The organism is Duganella aquatilis (assembly GCF_009674565.1).
Taxonomy (GTDB): domain Bacteria; phylum Pseudomonadota; class Gammaproteobacteria; order Burkholderiales; family Burkholderiaceae_D; genus Rugamonas; species Rugamonas aquatilis.
The window spans coordinates 122,512-137,547 of sequence record NZ_WKJL01000015.1 but is presented as its reverse complement, the minus strand read 5'-3'; the positions used below and the strand labels follow the sequence as shown (position 1 = coordinate 137,547).

The following is a 15,036-nucleotide window of genomic DNA, read 5'->3' as shown; positions in this document are numbered from 1 at the left end:
GTCAGCGGTGCGAGGAGGAGCCGGCCCACAGGTTGATGGCGCCTTCCTGCGCCTGCGCGTCGATCTGCGCCAGTTCTTCGGTGGAGAAGGACAGGTTCTTCAGCGCGGCGACGTTCTCGCGGATCTGCGCGGCGTTGCTGGCGCCGATCAGCGTGGAGGTGATGCGCGGATCGCGCAGCACCCAGGCCAGCGCCATCTGCGCCAGCGTCTGGCCGCGGCGCCTGGCGATTTCGTTCAGGCCGCGCACGCGTTCCAGATTGGCTTCGCTCAGGTGCGACTGCTGCAGCGAGCCGCCGCCCGGACGGTTGATGCGCGCATCGGCCGGCGTGCCGTTCAGGTACTTGTCGCTCAGGATGCCCTGCGCCAGCGCGGTGAAGGTGATGCAGCCTATGCCTTCCTGGCCCAGCGTATCGAGCAGGCCTTCGGTCTCGATCCAGCGGTTCAGCATATTGTAGGAGGGCTGATGGATCAGGCACGGCACCTTCCACTCCTTCAGCAGGCGCGCCGCTTCGGCGGTCTTTTCGGCGGAGTAGGACGACACGCCCACATACAGCGCCTTGCCCTGCTGGACCGCGTGCGCCAGCGCGCCCATGGTTTCCTCCAGCGGCGTGTCCGGATCGAAGCGGTGCGAGTAGAAGATATCGACGTAGTCGAGCCCCATGCGTTGCAGCGACTGGTCCAGGCTGGCCAGCACATACTTGCGCGAACCGCCGCCCTGGCCGTAAGGACCGGGCCACATGTCCCAGCCGGCCTTGGTGGAGATGATCAGCTCATCGCGGTAGGGCTTGAAATCTTCCTTGAACAGGTGGCCGAAATTGGTTTCCGCCGAACCGTAAGGCGGCCCGTAGTTGTTGGCCAGGTCGAAGTGGGTGATGCCGAGATCAAACGCCGTGCGCAGCATCTCGCGCTGCGAGGCGAGGGTGTTGGTATCGCCGAAGTTATGCCACAGGCCGAGCGACATCGCCGGCAATTTCAAGCCGCTGCGGCCGCAGGTGCGGTACTGCATTTCATCGTAACGGTGTGGTGAAGCCTGGTAGGTCATTGCGTGTCTCCGTGTGAAATCGAGCTCGACGATTATAGTCGCGCCGGCGGAACTTCACACGAGCCTTGTCACTCGCGCCAACACGCACACGACGTCCGGCGCATTTCCGCCCAGGAGACGCAGTCACTCATTCCATCCAACATGGCGAGAATGCGGTCTGCTGGCCCGGCGCCAAGGTCTCTTAATGAAGCTAGAAATCGTCCGTCGCTGTGCACATCAAACTTTACTAGACTCATTTTTGAGCTCAGCTCTGATGCGGTCGAAATCCTCGTGCGTCGTTTGCTTGAACATCAGCGTTTCCAGGATCTGGCGATGCAATTCCCAGTCGATCTCATGTGCTTCCAAGGGGCGGCGTTCGAAAACCGCGCCTTTGGGTGGTTTGCCGAGGTTGGGGGCGACTTCGTGCTCAGGTAGTTTTTTCAGGACATCCTCCATCCGACGAAGATATGCTAGCACGTCGAACAGCACTTGTCGCAGCGCAAATGGGCGTAAAAAAGCCCGCAAGGCGCGGGGCGCTGCGGGCTTTGAGGCTGCCGGTGTCGCTTACGCGAAGTTGGCGGCAGCGAAGTCCCAGTTGGCGAGCTTGAAGAAGGTCTCGATGTACTTAGGACGCACGTTGCGGTAGTCGATGTAGTAGGCGTGTTCCCACAGGTCGCAGGTGATCAGCGCTTTGGCGTCGGTGGTCAGCGGGGTGGCGGCGTTCGAGGTGTTGACGATGTCCAGCGAACCGTCGGCTTTTTTCACCAGCCAGGTCCAGCTCGAACCGAAGTTGCCGACGGCCGACTTGGTGAACTCTTCCTTGAATTTGTCGAACGAACCCCACTTGGCGTTGATGGCATCGGCCAGCGCGCCGTCTGGTGCGCCTTTGCCGTTTGGCGTCAGGCTGTTCCAGTAGAAGGTGTGGTTCCACACTTGTGCCGAGTTGTTGAAGATGCCGCCCGACGACTTCTTGATGATTTCTTCCAGCGACAGGTTTTCGAACTCGGTACCTTTGATCAGGTTGTTCAGGTTGGTGACATACGTTTGGTGATGCTTACCGTAGTGGTATTCCAGCGTTTCTTGCGAGATGGACGGCGCCAGGGCGTCGATGGCATATGGCAGAGGTGGCAGAGTATGTTCCATTGTTCTTCCTTTGGTTTGAGTTGGTTTCTTGAAACCGGGTCATTTTTAGCGAAACGTCCATCATTGTAAAGCGGATGGGCCGTCCCCGCAGAAATCACCCGGGATTCGTGTGGGTTAGCGAACCTAGCGCACCCGGCGCGTGGTCTCGCGCACGATCAGCTCCAGCGGCGGCACTTCGCCGCGCGCTTCCTCGCCGTTGATGATGCGCAGCAAGGCCTGGGTGGCGATGCGGCCGATGTCGTACAGCGGCTGGCGGATGGTGGTCAGCGGCGGCGTCGTGTACGACGAGCCGGGCAGGTCATCGAAGCCGACCAGCGAGATGTCGTCCGGCACGCGGATGCCCTTGCGGTACAGGGCCAGCCGCGCGCCATAGGCGCTCAGGTCGTTGGCGGCAAACACCGCGCTGAACTGCTGGTGGCTGTCGAACAAACGGTTCATCGCCAGCATGCCGCTGGCCTCGTGGTAATTGCCCTCGACGATCAGGTTCTGGTCCAGCGCAATGCCGGCTTCCTCCAGCGCGCGCGTGTAGCCGGCCAGGCGCTCGTTGGCGTCGATGTTGTTGGCCGGGCCGGAAATGAAGGCGATGCGACGGTGGCCCAGTTCGATCAGATGGTGCACGGCCAGGTAGGCGCCGTATTCATTGTCCATCTTGAAGCCCAGCGCGGTGCGGGTGTGCAGCGCGCGGCCGGTGGAGACGATCGGCCGCTGGCCGGAAAAGCCCAGCACCGCCTCGTCGCCGATGCGGCCCGACAGCAGGATGATGCCGTCCACCTTGCGCGCCAGCAGCAAGCGGATACGCTCGGCTTCCTCTTCCGCGTTCCAGTGGCCGCTGACGATCACCGAGGCGTAGCCGGTGCCTTTCAGACCATCGTCGACGCCGCGCAGCGTTTCGTCGAAGAACGGGGAGGAAATATCCTGCACCACGATGCCGATGGTCATCGAGCGGCCTTTTTTCAGGCCCTGCGCCATCTGGTTGGGCGCGAAATTCATCTTGGTGATGGCGGCCAGCACGGCCTGGCGCTTGTCGTCCGACACCTTGGCGGTGCCGTTGAGGATGCGGGAAACGGTACTGGGCGACACTCCCGCCTGGCGTGCAACATCCATCAGGGTCGATGGGCCGGTGGAGTGGGGAATCTCAGCCAAAGCGCGTCCTTGTCATGTAGTTATGAAAACCTTTTCGCCGAAGATTACCATAAATTCCGGGCCTGTCCGCCATTTTGAAGAGTGACATCGCATTGACTTTCTGCCGGTGGCGGTATTTAATGAAAAACGCGCTTGAAATCGTTTTCATAATAACGCATGACATATAATCAAGCCGCAGTAAACCAATAAGAGACAGAACGGATAGAGACATGAAACGCGATTCCTTTTCGCACCTCGCGCACGGCCCGCGCATCCTGGCCGACATCGGTGGCAGCAGTGCCAGCTTCGGCCTGGAGACGGCGCCGAACCAGATCGAAGCGATCTGGCTGACCGAGTGCGAAGCCTACCCGACGCTGGGCGCCGCCATGGTGGCCTACCTGTCGCAGGCGGCGACGGTGGCGGCGGGCGGCTACCAGGCGCGCTTCGCCGGCATCGCGATTGCCAATCCCATCGACGGCGACTGGGTTACCATGACCAATCATCACTGGTCGTTTTCGATCGAGGCGGTGTGCTCGCAGTTCAGTCTGAAATCGCTGGTGGTGGTGAATGACTTCACCGCGCTGGCCAGCGCCTTGCCGTATCTGGCGGCGGAGCACAAGCACCAGGTGGGCGGCGGGATAGTGCGCAGCGGCGCCACCATTGGTCTGGTGGGGGCGGATGCGGGGCTGGGCGTGTCGGGATTGGTGCCGGCGGGGGACCGCTGGATCGCCATCGACAGCGAAGGCGGGCATGCCACGTTCGCGCCGATGAACGAGCGCGAGATCGATATTCTGCGCTATGCGCGGCGTTATCACGAGCATGTGTCGAGCGAGCGGCTGGTGTCGGGCATCGGGCTGGCGCTGGTGTACCGGGCGCTGTGCGAACGGGCGCGGGTTGAGCCGCAGAACCTGAACTCGGCGGAGATCATGGAGCGCGGCGTGCATCGGCTCGATCCGGTGTGCGAGGAGACCTTGCTGGCGTTCTGTGAAATGCTGGGGACGGTAGCCGGCAACGTCGCGCTGACCCTGGGCGCGAAGGGCGGCATCTACATCGGCGGCCGCACGGTGCTGAAGATGAGCGAGTTCTTCGAACGCTCAGGCTTCCGTGCCCGCTTCGAACAGAAAGGCCGCTTCTCCGACTATCTGGCGCATATTCCCACTTACGTCATTACCGAGAAATACCCGGTGCTGATCGGCATGTCGGCGATGTTGTCGGCCGCCTGACCCCGCGGCCGCCGCGTCATAGGGGTCAGACCCCGCCTTGCCCGGGGTGGACGGCGTTGATGCCAACCTGCGCGCTGCCTTCGGCCAGTTTCAAATCCAGCGTCGTATCGGCGTGCAGTTGATTAGGGGTACGCACAATTTCGCCTTGCTGGTTGGTGATGATGGCATAGCCCCGCTCCAGCGTCCGCTGCGGATTCAGCATCTCCAGTTGCGCCGCCAGCGCCCCCAGCGCATCGCGCTGCTGCCCCAGCCGCGTGCCGATACTGATCGCCGCCCGATGCTGCAACCCCGCCAGTACCGAACGCGCCGCCGTCACATCCGGCCTGCGCGTGCCCAGCCGCCCACCCAACCGCTCCAGCTGATGCCGCGCCTGCGACAACGGCGCCCGGTTCGCGTGCGTCATCGCCGTCGCCAGCGCGCGCAGCTTGTGGCGCTGCTGGTCAATCTGCGCGGTCGGGTTCAGCAGACGCCGTGTGTACCCATCCAGCGTCTGCTCCGCGTCATTCAAGGCCCGCCGCATGGCGCGGCGAATATCCACCACGTCCGCGCGCAGGGAACCAATCCAGTCCATGCGCGGCGTGACTGCCAGTTCCGCCGCCGCGGTCGGCGTCGCGGCGCGCAAGTCCGCCGCAAAGTCGCAGATCGTAAAGTCGGTCTCGTGGCCGACGCCGGAAATCACCGGCATGCGGCAGTTGGCCACCGCATACGCCACTTCCTCGTCATTGAACGACCACAGGTCCTCGATGCTGCCGCCGCCCCGGCACACGATCAGCACATCGCACTCGCCGCGCAGCGACGCCGTGTCGATCGCCTCGGCGATCTTCTGTCCCGCCATCTGGCCCTGCACCGGCGTCGGATACAGTATCACCTGCACATGCGGCGCGCGGCGCTTGAGCGCGGTCAGCACGTCGCGCAGCGCCGCCGCTTGCGGGCTGGTGACGATGCCCACCGTGCGCGGGAAGATCGGCAGCGCGCGCTTGCGGTCCGGGTGGAACAGGCCGGCCGCATCGAGCTTTTCCTTCAGCCGCTGGAAGGCCTCGAACAGCGAGCCGACACCGGCGCGGCGGATCGCTTCCACATTGATCTGGTAATCGCCGCGCGCGCCGTACAGCGTGACCAGCGCCCGGACCTCGACCTTGTCACCTTCGCGCGGGATGAAGTCGGCATACTGCGCGCGGCCACGGAACATCACCGCGCGCACCTGGGCGCCGCTGTCCTTCAGCGTGAAATACCAGTGGCCCGACGCGGCGCGCGTGAAGTTGGAGATTTCGCCCGAGATCCATGTCAGTGGGAAAGAGCGCTCCAGCAGTCGCGCCACGGCCTGGTTCAGCGCGCTGACGGTGATTACGGGGGCGGCGGGGGCGGTGTCGGGAGGGCTGTCGGAAATCATCACATTTCAAAAAAGAAAACTATCCACACTATGTGCGTTTGGTCACACAGCGGTCACAGAGCGTCTAAAACAACAAGTATTATAGATAGGTCCCTGATTTTAAAGCGTAAACTTTTTTGCTGCATTTGCGTGCAGTGAGGAAAAATCCTTATGGATCAAGCACTTTGGCGTAACCAGGGGTGGTTACGCACAAAGTTATCCACAAAAATTGTTCATTACCCCATCTGGAAATCCCCGTTATTCACCGCCACCAGATGCACGTTGATTTCCTGCGCGTGCATGAAGTGGTCGGCCACTTGTTCCAGTGTCATGCCGGCCGCCATCTGCCCCGTCCAGAGCGCCAGGCCGGCGGCGTCGCTGTGGCGGCCAAAGATGCCTTGATATAGCAACTCGACATCGTGCGTAGCGTTGCCGGTGAATGTGGAGCCCAGCCGCGCCTGCGCTTCGGCCGAGCCAATGATACCTAGCGCTACACTGCCCAGGCTGCCCCCTTGCTTTTCCGCTGTGGCCCAGAGGGAGATGCCCAGATAGTCGGCCTGTCGTCCCAGCACATCCTGATATAGGCCGGCGATGGCGGTCAGCGAACTGTCGTTGCTGACCGTCATCGTAGCGTCGCTGAATGTCAGGTTCTCGATATTGATCAACACCGCGCGCTGGGCCGGATGGGCAACACTGGCGACGATCAGGTAGCCATCATGGTTTTCCACCGTGTAGTCGGCGCGTGCGCCGCTGAAACCGACCGTGTCGTTGCCCTGGCCGCCGTGCAGCACCGAACCGCCGTCAGTCAGGCTGGCGCCCTGTACACGCGTATTGCCGTTACCGGCAGACTGGGCCGCCGGCGTTACAAAGTGGAGAATGTCGTTGCCGCCGCCAGCGAATACCGTGCTGTTGTTGCCGGCTGTGATGAAGAATTGTTGGCTGGCCGCGTCGCCGGTCAGGATCTGGCCGTTGGTGTTGGCAGTGATGTTGACGTTGCCAATTACGGCGGCAAAGTCGACATTGTTGAGTACCAACTGGCTGCCGGTAGGCAATTGGCTGGCGTCGATCACGAGTGCCGTGTGCTGGTTGGCGTTGCTGGTGCCGGTCAACGTCAGCGCGCCAGCCGGGGCGCTGGCGCCGGCGACCGGCGTGATGGTTTCGATCAGCAGCGGCACCGTCTGCGCCAGTTGGCTGAGGAAGCTGCTGCCATTGCCGGTCAGGTGGCCCTGGTCGCTGGCTGGATGGCCGGACGCAGCGGCCAGGATGGCCTGGACCAGATGTGCGAGTGAATCACCGGCCGCTTGCGGCGTGCCGCCGCTGGCGGTCAGGCCGTAGCCAGGCGCCAACTGTGCCAACAGTAGATTGCCAGCGTTGCCGGTCACCAGTGGGATATCGGCGACGCCGGCGTTGCCATTCGATTCCGTCCGGTCCGAGCCGACGATTGGGATCGAGATCTGCGTGCCGCTGCTGCCATCCGGCAGCGTGATGCTGCTTTGGGTCACCGTCACGCCGTCGATGACGGTCGAGGGTGAGGTTGGCGGTGCGGGCGGCGCCTCGATGTTCAGGCTCAGCGTGCCGCTGGCGGCCGATAGGTTGCCGGCCGTATCGAGTTGGCGCACCGTCAGCGTGTGCGCGCCGAGTCCCAGCGTGCTGCTGGTGATGCTCCACTGGCCCGAGCCATTGGCGACCGCGGTCCCCAGCACGGTGGTGCCATTGCTGTCGTACAGCCGGACTGTGGCGCCAGGATCGGCGCTGCCCGTGACAACCGGCGTGGCGATATTGGTGATGCCATCGCCGGCCGTGCCGCTGTCGCTGGCGGGGGCCAGCGTTGGCGCTGCCGGTGCGGTTGGTGCGGTGGCGTCGATGGTCAGTACCAGGCCGCCGCTGGCGATCGAGGTGTTGCCGGCCGGATCGGTCTGTATCGCTGTCAGCGTATGGCTGCCTTCGCTGAGCGTGGTGTTGGTGGTGATGTTCCAGACACCGGCGCCGTTGGCGGTGGCGGTGCCGAGCACCGTGGTGCCGTCGGTGTCGTACAGGGTGACGCTGGCGTTGGCCTCGGCGCTGCCGGTGATGGTCGGGGTGGTGACGTTGGTGATGCGGTCGCCGGCGGCGCCGCTGTCACTGCCGTTGGCCAGCGCTGGCGTGGCAGGCGCGGCGGCGGCGATGTCGATCACCACCAGCAAGCCGGTGCTGGCGGCCGAGACATTGCCGGCGGCGTCGGTCTGCTTGACCGTCAGCGTATGGTCGCCTACGGACAGCGTATTGCTGGTGATCTGCCAGTTGCCACTGCCGTCGGCGGTGGTGGTGCCGAGCACGGTGGTGCCGTCGGTATCGTACAGTCTGATGGTGGCGCCGGCCTCGCCCACGCCTTCGAATACCGGCGTGGTGTTGCTGGTGATGGCGTCGCTGTGCGAGCTGCCACTGTCGCTGCCGGTGGTCAGCACTGGTGCGCTCGATGGCGATGGGGCCGTGTGATCGAGCGTGTACGTTTGCCCGCTGTTATAGCCGCCGACAATGGCCACCGAGCTACCGTTCTGGATGCCGGTGCCACTGCTGTTCAGGTCCAGCCGCAGCCCGCCGTCGCCGCTGATGCCGTTGACCGTCACCGTGTAGGTGTCGCCGCTGCCGCTAAAGCCCGAGATGGTGCCGGTGGCGTTGCCGCTGCTGGTCAGCGTGAAGTCGTTGGCATCCACGCCAGTCACCGACTGGCTGAAGGTGACGGTATAGGTCACCGATGTGGTGCTGGCGGCCACAGTGGCGCTGGCGCCGCCGGTGCGCGCGATACTGGCGACCGCGGGCGCGTCCACCACGTTGACCGTGAAGCTTTGGAAGAGGGTATTGCCGGCGGCGTCGATAGCGCTCAGGTGGATATGGTAAGCGCCGGCGGTGAGGTTCTGCGCCGCCACCAGGCTGCCGCCGCTGATGCTGAACTTGCCGTTGTCGGCATCGTTGACGGTGTCGCCGGTGGCCAGTGCATAGGTGATGCCGCCGACGCCGCCGGTATCGCTGGCCGACACCGCAGTGAGCGTGGCGCCGATGGTGGCGTTGCCCTGCACGATGGTGGTACTGCCCAGCGCCAGACCGGTGGGGGCGGTGGCGTCGAACAAATAGTTGTAGCCGCTGGAAATCACTGACAGATTGCCGGCGGCGTCGATTTGGGTCGCTTTCAGCGTATGCGTGCCTTCGCTCAGCGTGCTGCTGGTGACGCTCCAGTTGCCGCTGTTGTTGGCGGTGGTTGTGCCCAGTACCGTGACGCCATCGGTGTCGTACAGGGTGATGTTGGCGTTGGCCTCGCTGTGGCCATTGATGACCGGGGTGCTGACAGCGCTGATGCCATCGTTGTTGAGGGCGCCGCTGTCGCTGCCACTGGCGGCGCCGGTGATGGTGGGGGCGTTGACCAGCGTGTCGAAGTGCAACGTCGGCGTGCCGCCGGCGCCGCCGCTATTGCCGGCCGCGTCGGTGTAGCTGCCGCCGGTTACGGTGATGCTGGCCGTGCCATTGTCGGTGCCAGCGGTGGGCGTGAAGGTGGCGGTGCGCGTCAGGCCGGTGCCGGAAATGGCGCTCAGCGTACCGCCGCTAACCACCACGCTGCCGCTGCTGCCGTCCCAGCTAAAAGTGGAGCCCGGGTCTTCGCTGAAGATGAAGGTGATGGTGGCGGTCTGGCCGATCTTCAGGTTGGCGACGTTGCTGTTGATGGCAACCGTCGGTGCGGTCTGGTCGACCGTCACCAACAGCGGGGTGGAAGCGCTGCTGACATTGCCCGCGGCGTCGGTGGCCTTGACCGTCAGCGTGTGCGTCGCTTCGTTCAGCGTGCTGCTGGTAATGCTCCAGTTGCCGCTGCCGTCGGCGCTGGCGGTGCCGAGCACGGTGCTGCCGTTGGTGTCGTACAGTGTGACGGTGGCGTTGGCTTCTGCCGTGCCGGTCAAGGTCGGCGTGGTGACCTTGGTGATGTGATCGCTGTTCGAGGTGCCGCTGTCGCTGGCTGCGCTCAGCGTCGGTGCGGACGGCGTGGAAGGCGCCAGCGTGTCATAGGTGATCGACGGCGTGGTGCCGGCGCCGCCTGCGTTGCCGGCCGTGTCGGTATAGGCGCCGGCAGCCACCGTGATGCTGGCCGTGCCGCTGTTGGTGCTGGCGGTGGGCGTGAAGGTGGCGGTGCGCGTCAGGCCGCTGCCGGAAATGGCGCCCAGCGTGCCGCCGCTGACCGTGACGTCGCCGCTGCTGCCGTCCCAGCTGAAGCTGGCGCCGGGGTCTTCGCTGAAGGTAAAGGTGATGGTGGCGGTGTCGCCGGCCTTCAGTGTGGCGTGGTCGCTGCTGATGCTTAGCGTGGGCGCCACGGTGTCGATCACCAGCGCCTTGTTGGCGCCTAGCGAACCGGTCGCGCCCGGCGTCGGCAGGGTCAGCGTGGCGCTAACCGCACTGAGGTTCCGGATGCTGCCGCCATTCGTGCTGAGTGCGCTGGTGCTGAAGATATCGAGGTCGGCACTGTTGTCGCCGGCCTGCACGGTGTAGGTGAAATGCAGCGTGTTGGTGCCGCTGCCGCTGGTGTAATTGATGGCGCGGCCGGCGCCGCCGGTGGCCAGGGTCAGTTGCGGCGTGCCGGACACGGTGACGACATCGCTGAAGGTCATGGTCACGTCAATCAGGCTGCCGGCCTTGTAACTGCCGTTGGCCGTGCTGGACGTGATGTTGGTGACCGACGGTGGCGGCGGCTGGATGTTGATCATCGTGATGTTGTCGATGTCCAGGTGGATCATCTTGCCGCCGTTGCTGGTGCCGGTCATCTTCAGCGTGGCGATGTTGGTCAAGCCGCTGATGTTGGCTACGATCTCGGAGCCGGCGCCGTAGCTGGCCGAGGTGGAGGCGGCCACCGCGCTGCCGACCTGGTGGCCGGCAGCGTCATAACCCTTGAGCACCAGGTTCTGCACATTGGTGTTCTGGTAGTTGGCCAAGGTGATGGAGGTAGGCGTGAATATCTGGCCGGTGCTGAACGAAAAGGTCAGCAGCGTTTCGCCGACGGCGTGGTAAGAGTCGCTGACCACATAGCCGTTGCCGTAGCTTTCCACGCCCTGGGTGGCGCCGTCAATTTTCAGCACATAGCTGGAGTTGCCGTTGAGCTTATAGCTGACGTCGCCCGCAGACGACAAATGGCTGCCGTTATTGGCGAAGTTGCTGATGGTGCCGAAGGTGATGTTGGCGCTGGAGATCGCCAGCGTCTGCTGGTATAGGGCCGCCAGCGCCGGATTCACCGCCGATGCCGTCTCGATATGGCCGCTGCTGATTTCCAGTTGCCAGTCCCCCCCCTGGGCGGCGGCGCCGGTCAGATTGGAGGAAGCGGCAACATCGGCGCCGGTGGCTATTGCCAACTGGTCGACGAAAGCCTGGCCGCTGGCGCCGCTACCGACATTGCAGCCGTACAGCAGGATGTCGCCGCCGACGCTCAGGCTGCTTTTGATGGTATTCAGATCGGTCTGGTGCGCGCCGAGATTGTTGCTGTCCAGCGTGAGCGAGCCGAAATTGACGGCGGCGGTGGCGCCATGCGATAGCACGTGGACGGCGTCGATGCCGCTGCGGCCGGCAAGGATGCTGGCGATCTGGCTGATGCCGTCCTGGCTGGCGTCCAGCACATGGACCTCGGCGCCGGACAGACCATGCAGCAAGGTATCGAGATCGGCGAGATTCGATTCGATAAAGATCACTTCCGTGTGCTGGCTGATCGCCAGCGCGGCTGGCGCGAGCGGCGCCGCTTCATGCGTGGCCTGCGAATGGATGACGCCGGGCTGGATGGTGAGCTGCAGCAGCTCGTTGTCAGTGGTCTGATTGATCACGACGGTTCTCCTGGGATCGCGGTCTGATTGCTGATGACATTGGCGCGGCTGGCGCTACGGTCGCCCCAGAACGACAGCTTGGAATATTTATCGAATAAATCGGGCGGCAAAATGGTACGCCGTGCCTGAAACTCGACTTTGGAACGCACCCGGTGCAGGCCCGGCACGCCCAGTTGCAGGTCGAAATCGACGGCGTCATATTCGATGTGGTCGAAATCGTGCGCGAACGCCGGCTCGCCGATGAAGTCGTACACCAGCGGGATCACTTGCTGCGGCGCGCGCGCCAGCAGGTTGTAATCGACCAGCAGCAGCGACGCCGCGTGGTCGCCGTAAAACGCTTCGCGCAGCGCGGCCCAGGCTGCGCCGACCATCTGGTCGTGCTGGGTCAGCCCTTCCAGCCGGGTATACACCGAGCTGCGGCCGCCGAGCGCATTGAACAGCCGGGTGTGTTCGTAGGGATTGGCGCGGTACAGGCGTTCTATGCTGTCCATCACCCATGCCACGTTGCGCACACAGGCGATCACTTTGGCGTCCGGGAACAAGTCCAGCAGCAGGGGCAGGCGCGCGCACCACTGGCGGTTGGTGTCGAAAATGACTTCGCCGGGCAGGGTGCTGTAATACGAGTCGAACAGGCCGCGCAGCAAAGCCTTGCGTTGCTGGGCGTCGACCAGCGGCGCCGATTCGGCGCCGGCGCTCACCTGGGCCAGCACGCCGTGCGCCAGTCCGGCGACGGGACTGCTGATGCCGGCGTGGAAGCGCGGATTCTGGCGCAGGATGGCCGACAGCAGTGTCGAGCCGGAGCGCGGTAGTCCGGAAATGAAATGGAAGGTGCGGGCTGATGCTGTCATTTGTCACGAGCTTCTTGGCAGATATGAAAGCTTTTTACTATGACAGATTTTGAGCGGTGTTTTATCTTGAATTGTAACGGTGCACACTTGTTGTTTTTTGATACATGGAGTGGCCTGGTTATCTTGATAGCAAGGCCAGCACCTGTGCACAGGCGGCGTCGACCGACTGATTGGAAGTATCGACAACCAGCTCTGGCCGCAGCGGTGTTTCATAGGGCGAGGAAATGCCGGTGAAGTCGGTGATCTGGCCGGCGCGGGCGCGCCGGTACAGGCCTTTGACATCGCGCCGCTCGCATTCTTCCAGTGGGCAGTCGCAGTGCACTTCGATAAATTCGCCTGGCGCGAACAGGCCGCGCACCAACGCCCTGTGCTCGGCAAACGGCGAAATGAAGGCGCCCAGCACGACCAGGCCCGCATCAGTCATCAGCCGCGCGACATGGCCGGCGCGGCGGTTGTTTTCGGTGCGGGCGGCGGCGTCGAAGCCTAGATCGCTGCACAGGCCGCCGCGCAGGGCGTCGCCGTCCAGCACATAGGCTGGGCGGTCCTGCTGCTGCAGCCGCTGGTAAACCGCCTCTGCCAGCGTCGATTTGCCAGAGCCGGACAGGCCGGTGAACCAGATCACCAGTTTTGGTGAGCGATAGTTTTTTTCTTCTTGCATATTTTTTATGCGTAAAATTTACGCAGTGAAATTATTTCATTTTAAATCAATGGCTTACCTTCAGCCTTCGGTCATTGCACACACTTTTATCCACAGAATTTGTGCAAAACTGGCCAATGATAATGGGGCGGGGTGCTGGGCTGATCGTCGCTGCTGATCACTGTACCTCCTGCCGGATTTTTGCGCATGGCTATAAAAATGTTTTAAATCAATGACTTATCAGGGTGACTTGCGCCTTGCTAACAATCTTATCCACATAAAATGTGCAGAAGTGGGTGGGGTAAGCGATAGCTGGAGCATATTGCTAACCGGGAAAAAACACAATTGTGCTAAATTTTTACTCATGGCAAGAAAGTCTTTATAAATCAAGGCACTCTTATGCAGGAGTGATGTTTACGCACAATCTTATCCACATTTATTGTGCAGAAGTGCTTATTGCCTCTTGCTTATTTTTTGCTCAAGGATATAAAGATCAATGAAATCAAGTACATGGAAGGTCCTAAAAGGCATTGCTCACAATCTTATCAACAGAATGTGGGTATAACTGGACAAATGTTTGTGAGGGCTGCATTATTTTTAGGCTGTATTGATATATCTTTTAAAATCAATGGTTTGAGTTTGGTTGGTAAAGCTTGCTCACATTATTGTCCACAGAAAATGTTGAGAACTCCGTCAGACACTTGCTCACTTTGGCTCAACACGATACATTGCGCCATTCAAGTACAGATTTTCTACACAGGAGTTCGTTTTGCTCGCCATATTCCAAGCTGCAGGTTGGCCTATCTGGTTGTTGTTGATTGCTTCCATCGTCGCAACCGCCCTGATCATCGAACGCTTGCTGTATCTGCGCCGCAGCAAGATCCTCCCGAAACGCCTGCTGGACGAAGTGGTGCAGGTCTACCGCAACAAGCAGATCACGCCCGACGTCATCGACAAGCTGGAAAAAAGTTCGCCGCTGGGCATCGTGCTGTCGGCCGCGCTGCGCAATGTGGACGCGCCGCGCGAGGTGATGAAGGAATCCATTGAAGAGGCGGGCAGCGGCGTGGCCCACACGCTGGAGCGCTTCCTGACCACGCTGGGCACCATCGCCACGCTGGCGCCGCTGATGGGCCTGTTCGGCACGGTGGTCGGCATGATCGAGATCTTCGGTTCGCAGAATACCGCCGGTTCCAATCCGGCGGCGCTGGCGCACGGCATTTCGGTGGCCCTGTACAACACCGGCTTCGGCCTGGCGATCGCGATGCCGACGCTGGTGTTCTACCGCCACTTCCGCGCGCTGGTCGACAGCTTCATCATCGACATGGAACAGCAGGCGGTGAAGTTTGTCGACGTTGTCCACAGCAAGCGCAAGTAAGGACGCGCCATGAATTTCCGCAAAGGCCAGCGCCGCGAGGACCCGGAGATCAACCTGATCCCGTTTATCGACGTGCTGCTGGTGATCCTGATTTTCCTGATGGTGAGCACCACCTACAGCAAGTTCACCGAACTGCAGATCACGCTGCCGACGGCCGACGCGCAGAAGGCCACCGACAAGCCGTTCGAACTGAACGTGACGGTGGATGCCAAGGGCAACTACACCATCAACGGCGAGCCGGTCTCGTTCCGCGACGTCAACGGCTTTGCGCAGGCGATGCGCGAGGCGGCAGGCAAGGGCGGCGACGCCGGCAAGTCGCCGGTGGTGATCGTCAATGCCGACCAGTTCGCCATGCACCAGATGGTGATCAACGTGATGGAAGCCGCGCGCATCGCCGGCTATGAAAAACTGACTTTCGCGGCGCAAACCGGTGGCGACAAATAAGGCGTCGGCGCTGGAATCCACGCTGACGC

Annotated in this window: 11 protein-coding genes; 3 read left to right on the top strand and 8 right to left on the bottom strand. The window is 62.3% G+C overall.

The window, feature by feature from the left end; translation table 11 throughout:
• Position 1: 1 nt before the first annotated feature.
• The 4 genes from mgrA to GJ698_RS19700 all read right to left on the bottom strand — a co-directional run bounded on the left by mgrA (position 2) and on the right by GJ698_RS19700 (position 3,268).
• Positions 2 to 1,042, bottom strand: coding sequence for an L-glyceraldehyde 3-phosphate reductase (gene mgrA / locus GJ698_RS19715; RefSeq protein WP_154359564.1), 1,041 nt, complete (start codon positions 1,040 to 1,042; stop codon positions 2 to 4).
• 216 nt (positions 1,043 to 1,258) lie between these two features.
• Positions 1,259 to 1,510, bottom strand: a complete 252-nt coding sequence (locus GJ698_RS19710; protein WP_154359563.1) for a hypothetical protein — start codon at positions 1,508 to 1,510, stop codon at positions 1,259 to 1,261.
• Between the two features lie 75 nt (positions 1,511 to 1,585).
• Positions 1,586 to 2,164, bottom strand: coding sequence for a superoxide dismutase [Fe] (gene sodB / locus GJ698_RS19705; RefSeq protein ID WP_154359562.1), 579 nt, complete (start codon positions 2,162 to 2,164; stop codon positions 1,586 to 1,588).
• A 123-nt stretch (positions 2,165 to 2,287) separates the two neighbouring features.
• The gene (locus GJ698_RS19700) at positions 2,288 to 3,268 is read right to left on the bottom strand and encodes a LacI family DNA-binding transcriptional regulator (RefSeq protein WP_154359592.1); all 981 of its coding nucleotides are present in this window, start codon (positions 3,266 to 3,268) and stop codon (positions 2,288 to 2,290) included.
• A 248-nt stretch (positions 3,269 to 3,516) separates the two neighbouring features.
• Here GJ698_RS19700 and glk point away from each other — a divergent pair, with 248 nt between their 5' ends.
• Positions 3,517 to 4,509 carry a glucokinase gene (gene glk, locus GJ698_RS19695; RefSeq protein WP_154359561.1) on the top strand — a complete coding sequence of 331 codons (993 nt, stop codon included), beginning with the start codon at positions 3,517 to 3,519 and terminating at the stop codon, positions 4,507 to 4,509.
• A 25-nt stretch (positions 4,510 to 4,534) separates the two neighbouring features.
• Here glk and xseA read toward each other — a convergent pair whose 3' ends face one another.
• The 4 genes from xseA to cysC form a co-directional block, all read right to left on the bottom strand.
• Entirely contained in the window at positions 4,535 to 5,899 is a 1,365-nt protein-coding gene (gene xseA / locus GJ698_RS19690; protein WP_154359560.1) for an exodeoxyribonuclease VII large subunit, read from the bottom strand.
• 215 nt (positions 5,900 to 6,114) lie between these two features.
• Positions 6,115 to 11,703 carry an Ig-like domain-containing protein gene (locus tag GJ698_RS19685; RefSeq protein ID WP_154359559.1) on the bottom strand — a complete coding sequence of 1,863 codons (5,589 nt, stop codon included), beginning with the start codon at positions 11,701 to 11,703 and terminating at the stop codon, positions 6,115 to 6,117.
• The gene (locus GJ698_RS19680) at positions 11,700 to 12,551 is read right to left on the bottom strand and encodes a sulfotransferase (protein ID WP_154359558.1); all 852 of its coding nucleotides are present in this window, start codon (positions 12,549 to 12,551) and stop codon (positions 11,700 to 11,702) included. The genes GJ698_RS19685 and GJ698_RS19680 overlap by 4 nt, the downstream gene beginning before the upstream one ends.
• Before the next feature lie 118 nt (positions 12,552 to 12,669).
• The gene (gene cysC / locus GJ698_RS19675; protein WP_154359557.1) at positions 12,670 to 13,209 is read right to left on the bottom strand and encodes an adenylyl-sulfate kinase; all 540 of its coding nucleotides are present in this window, start codon (positions 13,207 to 13,209) and stop codon (positions 12,670 to 12,672) included.
• 748 nt (positions 13,210 to 13,957) lie between these two features.
• On the opposite strand from cysC, the gene GJ698_RS19670 reads away from it, so the two are divergent.
• Positions 13,958 to 14,563, top strand: coding sequence for a MotA/TolQ/ExbB proton channel family protein (locus GJ698_RS19670; protein WP_154359556.1), 606 nt, complete (start codon positions 13,958 to 13,960; stop codon positions 14,561 to 14,563).
• 9 nt (positions 14,564 to 14,572) lie between these two features.
• The gene (locus GJ698_RS19665) at positions 14,573 to 15,007 is read left to right on the top strand and encodes an ExbD/TolR family protein (protein ID WP_154359555.1); all 435 of its coding nucleotides are present in this window, start codon (positions 14,573 to 14,575) and stop codon (positions 15,005 to 15,007) included.
• The last annotated feature ends 29 nt before the right edge of the window (positions 15,008 to 15,036 follow it).

Coding starts and splice junctions, on each gene's coding strand:
- mgrA (WP_154359564.1), bottom strand. CDS start 1,042: ATGACCTACCAGGCTTCACCACACCGTTACGATGAAATGCAGTACCGC.
- sodB (WP_154359562.1), bottom strand. CDS start 2,164: ATGGAACATACTCTGCCACCTCTGCCATATGCCATCGACGCCCTGGCG.
- GJ698_RS19700 (WP_154359592.1), bottom strand. CDS start 3,268: ATGGATGTTGCACGCCAGGCGGGAGTGTCGCCCAGTACCGTTTCCCGC.
- glk (WP_154359561.1), top strand. CDS start 3,517: ATGAAACGCGATTCCTTTTCGCACCTCGCGCACGGCCCGCGCATCCTG.
- xseA (WP_154359560.1), bottom strand. CDS start 5,899: ATGATTTCCGACAGCCCTCCCGACACCGCCCCCGCCGCCCCCGTAATC.
- GJ698_RS19680 (WP_154359558.1), bottom strand. CDS start 12,551: ATGACAGCATCAGCCCGCACCTTCCATTTCATTTCCGGACTACCGCGC.
- cysC (WP_154359557.1), bottom strand. CDS start 13,209: ATGCAAGAAGAAAAAAACTATCGCTCACCAAAACTGGTGATCTGGTTC.
- GJ698_RS19665 (WP_154359555.1), top strand. CDS start 14,573: ATGAATTTCCGCAAAGGCCAGCGCCGCGAGGACCCGGAGATCAACCTG.